Origin of the sequence: uncultured Nevskia sp. (assembly GCF_903885465.1) — a bacterium.
Classification (GTDB): Bacteria; Pseudomonadota; Gammaproteobacteria; order Nevskiales; family Nevskiaceae; genus Nevskia.
In genome coordinates this window covers 1-9,811 of the sequence record NZ_CAISIQ010000533.1, presented here as the reverse complement: position 1 = coordinate 9,811, position 9,811 = coordinate 1, and the positions used below count along the sequence as shown (strand labels likewise).

At 65.1% G+C, this 9,811-nt stretch carries 8 protein-coding genes; all 8 read left to right on the top strand.

The genetic code is table 11. The features are described 5' to 3' along the window. Positions 1 to 373 (top strand): 3-hydroxyacyl-ACP dehydratase FabZ (gene fabZ, locus QZY06_RS20660; protein ID WP_295687782.1); only part of this gene is annotated, 373 nt, incomplete at its 5' end. 8 nt (positions 374 to 381) lie between these two features. After that, entirely contained in the window at positions 382 to 1,179 is a 798-nt protein-coding gene (gene lpxA, locus QZY06_RS20655; protein WP_293395204.1) for an acyl-ACP--UDP-N-acetylglucosamine O-acyltransferase, read from the top strand. A gap of 2 nt (positions 1,180 to 1,181) precedes the next feature. After that, positions 1,182 to 2,324: a lipid-A-disaccharide synthase gene (lpxB, locus tag QZY06_RS20650; RefSeq protein ID WP_367275700.1), complete on the top strand. Its 1,143-nt coding sequence runs from the start codon at positions 1,182 to 1,184 to the stop codon at positions 2,322 to 2,324. Beyond that, on the top strand, positions 2,321 to 2,896 hold the full coding sequence (locus QZY06_RS20645; RefSeq protein ID WP_295687778.1) for a ribonuclease HII: 576 nt from the start codon (positions 2,321 to 2,323) through the stop codon (positions 2,894 to 2,896). Before lpxB ends, QZY06_RS20645 begins: the two co-directional genes overlap by 4 nt. A gap of 47 nt (positions 2,897 to 2,943) precedes the next feature. Beyond that, complete coding sequence (gene dnaE / locus QZY06_RS20640) at positions 2,944 to 6,576, top strand: DNA polymerase III subunit alpha (protein ID WP_295687776.1); 3,633 nt, start codon at positions 2,944 to 2,946, stop codon at positions 6,574 to 6,576. 1 nt (position 6,577) lies between these two features. Then, positions 6,578 to 7,564 carry an acetyl-CoA carboxylase carboxyltransferase subunit alpha gene (locus tag QZY06_RS20635; RefSeq protein ID WP_051144343.1) on the top strand — a complete coding sequence of 329 codons (987 nt, stop codon included), beginning with the start codon at positions 6,578 to 6,580 and terminating at the stop codon, positions 7,562 to 7,564. Positions 7,565 to 7,654: 90 nt separating this feature from the next. Then, positions 7,655 to 9,004 (top strand): tRNA lysidine(34) synthetase TilS, encoded by a 1,350-nt coding sequence (tilS, locus tag QZY06_RS20630; RefSeq protein WP_295687773.1) that lies wholly within the window; start codon positions 7,655 to 7,657, stop codon positions 9,002 to 9,004. A gap of 30 nt (positions 9,005 to 9,034) precedes the next feature. Further along, positions 9,035 to 9,811: CTP synthase (locus QZY06_RS20625; RefSeq protein WP_367275699.1), on the top strand; the 777-nt coding region annotated here is incomplete at its 3' end.

Genomic DNA, 9,811 nt, shown 5'->3' with positions numbered 1-9,811 from the left:
GATCAAGAATGTCACCTACAACGAGCCGTTCTTCCTCGGTCACTTCCCGCAAGTGCCGACGATGCCCGGTGTGCTGATCATCGAAGCGATGGCCCAGGCTTGCGGCCTGCTGACCGCGATCGAAACCGGCATCAAGCCGGAGTCCGGCTTGATCTTCTACTTCGCCGGCATCGAGGACGCGCGCTTCAAGCGCATCGTCGAACCGGGCGACCAGCTGCGTTTCGAAGTCAGTCTCGACCGGGTCAAGCGTCACCTGCGCCGTTTCAAGGCCAAGGCGACCGTCGACGGCGAACTGGCCTGTGAAGCGACGCTGATGTGCGTGTTGAAGGATGCTTCGCGGGCTGCACCTGCTGCCTCCGAATCGGCGGAGTGAGCGGCAGCATGGCGGCAGTTGAAACCGGCTTGATCCACCCGACGGCGATCATCGACGCCGGTGCGCGGCTGCACCCGAGCGTGTCGGTCGGCCCGTATTCGATCATCGGCGCCGGTGTCGAGATCGGCGAGGGCACCACGGTGGGCCCGCATGTGGTGCTGAAAGGCCCGATGCGGATCGGGCGCGACAACACCATCTTCCAGTTCGCCAGTCTCGGCGAGATCTCGCAGGACAAGACGGCCCGGTACGAGGACGCCACCCGCGTCGAGATCGGCGACGGCAACACCATTCGCGAGTACGTGACCATCCAGCGCGGCACGCTGAAGACGGCCGAGGGCCTGACCAAGGTCGGCGATCGCAACTGGATCATGGCCAACGCCCACATCGCCCACGACTGCGTCGTCGGCAACGACAACATCCTCGCCAACGGCACCACGCTGGCCGGCCACGTGACGATCGAGGACTGGGCGGGCATCGGCGGCTTTACGCTGATCCACCAGTACTGCCGGATCGGCGGCCACGCCTTCACCGGCGGCGGCAGCGTCATCCTCAAGGACGTGCCGCCGTTCATGATGATCGAAGGCCAGCCGGCCAAGGCCCGCGGCATCAACAGCGAAGGCCTGAAGCGGCGCGGTTTTTCGCCGGAAGAGATCGGCGACATCAAGGACGCCTACAAGCTGATCTACATCTCGGATCTGCTGATGGTCGACGTGAAAGTGAAGCTCGCCGAGATGGCCGCCACCTCGACGCATTGCGCGCGCCTGCTGGCATTCATCGAAAGCTCGACGCGGTCGATCGTCCGCTGACGATGCACTTCGCGCTGATCGCCGGTGAAACCTCTGGCGACCTGCTCGGCGGTGCGCTGATCGGGGCACTGCGGGCGCGATTTCCTGACGCGAGATTCAGTGGCGTCACCGGTCCGCGCATGCGGGAAGCGGGCTGTGAGTCGATCGCGACCATCGATCGGCTGTCGGTGATGGGCATTGCCGAAGTGCTGCCCAAGCTGCCGGACCTGTTCCGGTTGCGCGCCGAGCTGATCGAAAAACTCAGCGCTGATCGCCCGGACGTGGTCATCGGCATCGATGCGCCGGATTTCAATCTCGGCCTCGAACGTCGTTTGCGCGAACGTGGCCTGAAGTCCGTGCAGATGGTCAGCCCGACGGTCTGGGCCTGGCGGCAGGGACGGGTGAAAACCATCGCCAAGGCCGTTGATCTGGTGCTCTGTCTGTTTCCGTTCGAGCCGAAGTTCTACGCCGGCCACGGCGTCAAAGCGGTCTACATCGGTCATCCGCTGGCCGAGGAACTGTCTGACCCGCAATCCCGTGCGGAGGCGCGCCAGATTCTGGGCTTGCCAGCCTCGGGGCCGGTGCTCGCCGTGCTGCCGGGCAGCCGGGGCGGCGAGCTGGCGCGGCTGGCGGTGCCATTCGCCCAGACTGCAGCGCTGCTGGCTGAAAAGCTGCCGGGGCTGACGATGGTCACGCCGATCGCCAAGCCCAGCTTGCGGCCGGTCATGGAAGCGGCGATCGCCATGCACGCGCCCTTGGTGAACTGGACGCTCGTCGATGGTCAGTCACGTGCGGCGATGCGCGCGGCGGATGCGGTGCTGCTGGCGTCCGGCACTGCCACCCTGGAATGTCTGCTGCTTGATCGGCCGATGGTCGTCGCCTATCGCGGTTCGCTGCTGACCTACTTCCTGCTGTCGACGCTCGGCATGCTGAAAACTCGATACGTCAGCTTGCCGAACCTGCTGGCCGCCGAGCCGGTGGTGCCCGAATATCTGCAGGACGCGGCGCAGCCGGCGGTGATGGCAGAGGCCCTGCGTGCACTGATCGAAGACGACCAGGCCCGCGATCGCCAGCTCGCACAGTTCGGCGCGGTACGTGATGAGCTGCGCCGCAATGCCGCGCAAGCTTCGGCGGCCGCGATTGCCGATCTGATCGCTGCCCGATGAACCTGTGCGTCGCCGGCATTGATGAAGTCGGTCGCGGTTGTCTGGCCGGGCCGGTCTATGCGGCGGCGGTTGTGCTGCCGGAAGGGCATGGCTTGATCGGGCTGAAGGATTCCAAGGCGCTCAGCGCGCTGCAGCGCGAGCGTCTGGTGCCGCTGATCGAAGCGGTGGCGCTCGACTGGGCAATTGGAATTGCCAGCGCCGAGGAGATCGACGCGATCAACATTCTGCAGGCAACGTTTCTGGCCATGCAGCGCGCCGTCGCCGCGCTGAAGACGGCACCGACCTTGTGCCTGATCGACGGCAGCCAGCAACCACGGCTGCCGGTGCCGATCCGCATGGTCATCGGCGGTGATCGCAGCGAGGACGCGATCATGGCCGCGGCGATCATCGCCAAGGTGGCCCGCGATGCGGAGATGACTCGCCTCGATGCGCAGTTCCCCGCTTATGGCTTGGCCAAGCACAAGGGCTACGGCACGCCTGCCCACCTTAAAGCCTTGCGCGAACAAGGAGCTAGCGTGATCCACCGGATGAGCTTTGCACCCTGTTCCGAAGCCACTCGCCTCGCTCGGTAGAATCGTTCGGCGGCGACGCCTCCCGCCTCACGCCCCGCCCAACGATCGTGTTCGTCCATCTGCACCTGCACACCGAATTCTCGCTGGTCGACAGCCTGATCCGCGTCGAATCGCCAGCGCGGAAAAGTGCGGGCGCCAATGTCCAGAACCTGACCGGTTTCGCTGCGAAGCTGGGTTTGCCCGCCATCGCCGTCACCGATCAGGACAACCTGTTCGCGATGGTGAAGTTCTACAAGCTGGCGGAAGCGGCGGGCATCAAGCCGATCATCGGCGCCGATATCGCGATGCCGGAATCCGGTGACGGCGAGCAAGCCGAAAACGTCACCCTGCTGGTGCAGAACGACAGCGGCTACCGCAATCTCACGCGTTTGCTGTCACGCGCCTACAACGAAGGGCAGGGCCGCGGCCGGCCACGCATTCATCGGGCCTGGATCGAAGCGGCAAGCGACGGCCTGATCGCGCTCAGTGGCCGCGATGGCGAGATCGGTCGGGCGCTGCTGGCCGGGAAAATCGAACACGCGCGCGGCCTGACTGACTGGTGGGGCCGCCATTTCCCGGATCGCCTGTATCTGGAAATCACTCGCTGCGGCCGCCGCGATGACGACAGCCATCTGCGTGCTGCCGTCAGCTTCGCTCGCGATACCGGCCTGCCGGTGGTCGCCAGCAACGAGGTGCGTTTTCTCGAACGCGGCGATTTCGATGCTCACGAGGCGCGCGTCTGCATCAATCAGGGCCGGGTCATCAACGATGATCGACGGCCGCGCGAATACACGGCGGATCAATACCTGAAGTCGGCTGAGGAAATGATCGAGCTGTTCGCCGATCTTCCCGAAGCGGTCGAGAACACGCTGGAGATTGCTCGTCGCTGCACGCTGAGCCTCAGTTTCGGCATCAACCATCTGCCGGACTATCCGGTGCCGGAAGGCTTCACGGTGCCCGGATACCTGCGCAAGACTGCGCAGGAAGGCCTGGAGCATCGCTTCGTACATCAGGGTGCGTTCAAGCCGGTCGAGGAATACCAGCAGCGGCTCGATTTCGAGCTGGGCGTGATCGAACGCATGGGCTTCGTCGGCTACTTTCTGGTGGTGGCCGATTTCATTCGCTGGGGCAAGAGCAATGGCGTGCCGGTCGGCCCTGGCCGTGGCTCGGGCGCAGGCTCGCTGGTGGCCTACGCGATCGGCATCACTGATCTCGATCCGCTGCCGTACAACCTGCTGTTCGAGCGCTTCCTGAATCCGGAGCGCGTGTCGCTGCCGGATTTCGACGTCGATTTCTGCATCGAAGGCCGCGACCGGGTGATTGCCTACGTCGCCGAGAAATACGGTCGCGAGCGGGTCAGCCAGATCATCACCTACGGCTCGATGGCAGCGCGCGCCGTGGTTCGCGATGTGACCCGGGTCATGGGCCTGCCGTATGGCTTGGGCGACCGTATCGCCAAGCTGATTCCGGGCGCGCCGGCGTTCAAGGCCGACGCCGAGAAGGCCGGGCGTTCGTCGCTCGAACATGCCCTGGTCGAAGTGTCGGAGCTGAAGGCCGCCTACGACGCCGAGGAAGACCTGCGCGAGATCATCGATCTCGGCATGGCGCTGGAAGATCTGACCCGCGGCGTCGGTATCCACGCCGGTGGTGTGGTCATCGCGCCGCTGCCGCTGACCGAATACACGCCGATGTTCTGCGAAGCCGGCGGTGCGGGCCTGCGCACCCAGTTCGACATGAAGGACTGCGAGACCGTCGGCCTGGTCAAGTTCGACTTCCTCGGCCTGCGCACGCTGACCATCATCGAATCCGCCGTGCAGCAGATCAATGCGCGCTGGCCGGACAAGAAGCTCGACATCCTGAGCCTGCCGCTGACCGATCGCGAGGCTTACAAGCTCTACGCCGAAGGCCAGACCACGGCGGTGTTCCAGATGGAATCGCAGGGCATGCAGCGCGCTTCGGTGGACCTCAAGCCGGATTGCTTCGAGGACATCATCGCGCTGATCTCGCTGTACCGCCCCGGCCCGATGGATCTGATTCCGCAGTACTGCCGGCGCAAGCACGGCACCGAGGCCGTCACCTACCTGCATCCGGACATGGAGGGCGTGCTCAAGCCCACTTACGGCAACTTCGTCTACCAGGAACAGGTGATGCAGATGGCGCAGGTGCTGGCGGGCTATACGCTCGGCGGCGCCGACATGCTGCGCCGCGCGATGGGCAAGAAGAAGCCCGAGGAGATGGCCCAGCAACGCAGCATCTTCGAGAAGGGCGCGGCCGAGCGGGGCATCGACGCCGACACCGCGTCGAAGGTCTTCGACCTGATGGAGAAGTTCGCCGGCTACGGCTTCAACAAGTCGCATGCTGCGGCCTACGCGCTGGTCTCCTACCAGACCGCGTGGCTGAAGGCGCATTACCCGGCGCAGTTCATGGCGGCGGTGATGTCCGCGGAAATGAGCCACACCGATACTGTGGTGGTGATGCTCGAAGAATGCCGGCGCATGAAGCTGACGGTGCTGCCGCCGGACGTGAACTCGTCCGAGTACCGCTTCACGGTCAACGCCGCGGGAGCGATCGTCTACGGCCTGGGCGCGGTGAAAGGCGCAGGCGAGGGCGCGATCGAAGGCATCATCAACGAGCGCCGCGGCCAGGGCACTTTCCTCGATCTGTTCGATTTCTGCCGCCGCATCGACACTCGCAAGGCCAATCGCCGGGTGCTCGAAGCCTTGATCGGCGCCGGTGCCATGGACTGCTTCCAGCTCAATCGCCCGAGCCTGATGAAGACCTTGCCGAAGGCGCTGCAACTGGCCGAGCAGACCGCCGCCTCGGCCGGCGCCGGCATCGCCGATCTGTTCGGCTTGGGTGCGCCAGCCGATGCCTCGAACACCGGCACCGTGGCCGCCGAACTGGAAATCGATTGGGAGCCGAACGAGCGCCTGTCGGTCGAGAAGAAGGTGCTTGGTCTGTACCTGTCCGGCCATCCGGTCGAGGCTTATCGCACGCTGATCGAGCAGGTCTGCTCGGGCAACATCAAGACGCTGATCGACGAGGCGGGTCCGCCGCCCGATTTCGGCAGCAACACGGGTGGCGGGGGCGATGACGAAGAGGGCGCACCGGCGCCGCGCCGTCGTGGCTATCGCAAGCAGGTGATGCTGGCCGGCTGGCTGACCGACATCCGCACCATCATGGGTGACCGGCCGGGCAAGATCCTGATTCTCGATGACCGCACGGCGCAGCTGGTCTGCTGGCTCGATTTCCAGGACTGGCAGCGCTTCCAGACCCTGCTCAAGCCGGACACGCTGATCTTCGCAACCGGCTCGATCAGCGCCTCGCAGCGCGAAGGCCGCGAACTCGAATATCGGCTGTCGGCGAAGAGCTTCTACGATCTCGACTCGCTGCTGCGCGAGCGAACCGAACGCGTGACTTTGACCTGGAAGAAGCCTTCGATTGCGGTCGCGGCACTGCCGCAGCGTCTGGCGCCGTGGCGTGGCCCGAATGGTGCAGCGGTTTCCGTGGAATACTGGAACGGCACGGCGCGGGCCGTGCTCGATTGGGGCACCGCCTGGCGTTTGAAGTTCGAGACGGCGGCCGAGACGGAGCTGAAACGCCTGCTCGGCGCGGAATGCGTGAAGGCCGAATATCGACGCTGGGTCGCCCCGGTTTCAAGCAACCAGAGGTCTAGGGCAGAATACGACGATGGCGAATAACATGACGTACCTGGATTTCGAGCAGCCGATTGCTGATCTCCAGAAGAAAATCGAAGAGCTGCGCTTCATGACCGGCGGCAGCGACCTGAATCTCACCGACGAGATTTCGCGGCTGGAAGCGAAGATCGGCGAGCAGACCAAGTCGATCTTCGCGAACCTCACGCCCTGGCAGATCGCCCAGCTTGCCCGTCATCCGCAGCGCCCTTACGCGCTCGATTACGTGCACGGCGTTTTCACCGAGTGGGAAGAACTGCACGGTGATCGCCACTACGCCGATGATCCGGCGATGGTCTGTGGCGTCGCCCGCCTGGAAGGCCGCGCGGTGGTCGTGATTGGCGAGCAGAAAGGCCGCGATGCCAAGGAGCGCGTCTATCGCAACTTCGGCATGCCGCGCCCCGAGGGCTACCGCAAGGCGCTGCGGATCATGAAGCTCGCCGAAAAATTCAACTTGCCGATCGTCACCTTCATCGATACGCCGGGTGCTTATCCGGGCATCGGCGCCGAAGAACGCAACCAGTCGGAAGCGATCGCCCGCAACCTGTTCGAACTGTCCAAGCTGCGCGCACCGATCGTCGCCACGGTGACCGGCGAAGGCGGTTCCGGTGGTGCGCTGGCAATCGGTGTGGCCGATCACGTGATGATGCTTCAGTACGGCATCTATTCGGTGATCTCGCCGGAAGGCTGCGCCTCGATCCTGTTCAAGAAGGCCGAGCGCGCGAAAGAAGCCGCCGAGGCGATGAGAGTCACCGCCAAGGATCTGATCGAGTTCAAGCTGGTCGACGAGATCGTGCCGGAGCCGCATGGCGGTGCCCATCGCGATCCGGTGCTGATGATGGCGACCCTGAAGGAGCGCATCGTTCATCACGTCGAGCGCCTGTGTCGCGTGCCGATGACCCGTCTGCTGTCCGATCGTTACGGCCGTCTGATGACCTACGGCACCTACGAGGAGCCGGGCGAGGTCGCTCAGTCCTCCGTCGCCGCGGCCTGATCGCGGGAAGCCACATCGGTTGTCGCCCTTCGAGGCCCGCTACGGCGGGCTTCGTCGTTTCTGCAGCGCCTGCATCCGTAAACTGCCTGCATGCCGTCCCGACCCACCTCCGAGCTGATCCCGCCGCTGCCTGAACGGGCTGCTGGCGCGCGGGTGCTGGTCGCCTACAGCGGCGGACTCGATTCGACCGTGCTGCTGCACGCGCTTGTGCAGCGCGGTCTGCGGGAGCTGGTCGCGGTACACGTCCATCACGGCTTGCAGGAAGCTGCGGATGATTGGGCGCGTGACTGTGCCGCTTTCGGGGAGTCGCTCGGCGTGCCGATGATCCTGTGCCGTGCCGCCATTGCCGATGACGATGCCGCTGGACCCGAAGGCGCGGCTCGTGAAGCGCGTTATGCGCTGCTGCGCGCGCAGATGCAGCCGAACGATCTGCTGGTCACCGCGCATCATCGCGATGATCAGGCCGAAACCGTGCTGCTGCGCCTGCTGCGTGGAGCCGGTGTTCACGGCCTCGCGGCGATGCGGCCGCTGACCGCGTTCGCCCCTGGTCAGCTATGGCGGCCGTTGCTCGATCAGCCACGCGCTGCCTTGCGCGCCTATGCCGATCGGTACGGCCTGCGCTGGATCGATGATCCGCATAACGATGATCCGCGCTACGCCCGCAGCTGGCTGCGGCGCGAGGTGATGCCCGGCCTGCGCGCACGCTTCGCGCAGACCGATCCGAGCCTGGCCCGCGCTGCGCGGCTCGCTGCCGAAGCGGCGGACCTGCTCGACGAGCGAGCAGCGGAAGATCATCTGCTGGCCGCGCAGGGCGCGGCGCTGTCGGTCTCGCGACTGCTGATGCTGACCACAGCCCGGCGCCACAACCTGATCCGCTGGTGGCTGCACGAGCGGGGTTTTCGCGCGCCGTTTGCCGACCATCTCGATCTCATCGACGAGCAGTTGCTCCGGCCCGGCCCGGAGGCCACGCCGCGTCATGCCTGGCCCGGCTGCGAGCTGCGCCGCTATCGCGATCAGCTGCATGCGATGACGCCCTTGCCGGCGGCACCGGTGTCAGGCGACTGGGGCCTGTGGTCGACGGAAATGCATTTCCAGCTGCCGGGCGCTGGCGGCGTGCTCGTAGCCAACCGGCCGCCGCCAGTTCCACTCAATCTCAGAAGCGCGCAACCGGGCGAAGCATTCCGCGCCGATGGCGCATCGCATGCGCGGACCTTGCGCAACCGGTTTCAGGAACTGGGCGTGGCGCCGTGGCTGCGTGCGCGCATTCCGGTGATCGAGGCAGCTGACGGGGCACTTTGCATGCCCGGAATCGGCGCCACTCGCGAGTGGCGGGAAAGCCTTGTTGCACAAGGCTGGCAGGGTTTCTGGCAGCACGATTTTGCCGGCCTGCGCAGTCCGCTGGCGCTCGATGGCACGCCGCTGCCGCGCGATTGCCCGTAAAATCAGCGAAACCCGCAGCCCGCCTCGCTCATGCCCGACGTTACCCAGGCCCCAGTCCTCGTGGCTGGTCAGACCCGCTTCATTTTCGTCACCGGCGGCGTCGTGTCGTCGCTCGGCAAGGGCATCGCTGCGGCGAGCCTGGGCGCGATCCTCGAATCGCGCGGCCTGACGGTGTCGATGATCAAGCTCGATCCGTATATCAACGTCGACGCGGGCACCATGAGCCCGTTCCAGCACGGCGAAGTGTTCGTCACCCAGGACGGCGCCGAGACCGATCTCGACCTCGGCCACTACGAACGCTTCCTGCGCGGCAAGACCAGCCGCCTGTCGAACGTGACCACCGGCCAGATCTATCGTCACGTGCTCGAGAAGGAGCGCCGCGGCGATTACCTCGGCCGCACCGTGCAGGTGATTCCGCACATCACCGACGAGATCCAGAACCGCATCCGTGATGGCGCCCGTGGTGCCGACATCTGCCTGGTCGAAATCGGCGGCACGGTCGGCGATATCGAATCCTTGCCGTTCCTCGAAGCGATTCGCCAGATGGGCGCCGAGCTCGGCCACAAGCATGCGATGTTCGTGCATCTGACCTTGCTGCCGTACGTGAAGTCTTCGGGCGAACTGAAGACCAAGCCGACCCAGCATTCGATCAAGGAACTGCGTTCGATCGGCATCCAGGCCGACGTGCTGCTGTGCCGCTCGGAAAAGCCGATGCCGGAAGGCGAAAAGCGCAAGATCGCGCTGTTCACCAACGTGCCGTATCGGGCGGTGATTTCGGCCGTCGATCTCGACGACATCTACACGATT

Coding starts and splice junctions, on each gene's coding strand:
- QZY06_RS20645 (WP_295687778.1), top strand. CDS start 2,321: ATGAACCTGTGCGTCGCCGGCATTGATGAAGTCGGTCGCGGTTGTCTG.
- QZY06_RS20635 (WP_051144343.1), top strand. CDS start 6,578: ATGACGTACCTGGATTTCGAGCAGCCGATTGCTGATCTCCAGAAGAAA.
- lpxA (WP_293395204.1), top strand. CDS start 382: ATGGCGGCAGTTGAAACCGGCTTGATCCACCCGACGGCGATCATCGAC.
- lpxB (WP_367275700.1), top strand. CDS start 1,182: ATGCACTTCGCGCTGATCGCCGGTGAAACCTCTGGCGACCTGCTCGGC.
- tilS (WP_295687773.1), top strand. CDS start 7,655: ATGCCGTCCCGACCCACCTCCGAGCTGATCCCGCCGCTGCCTGAACGG.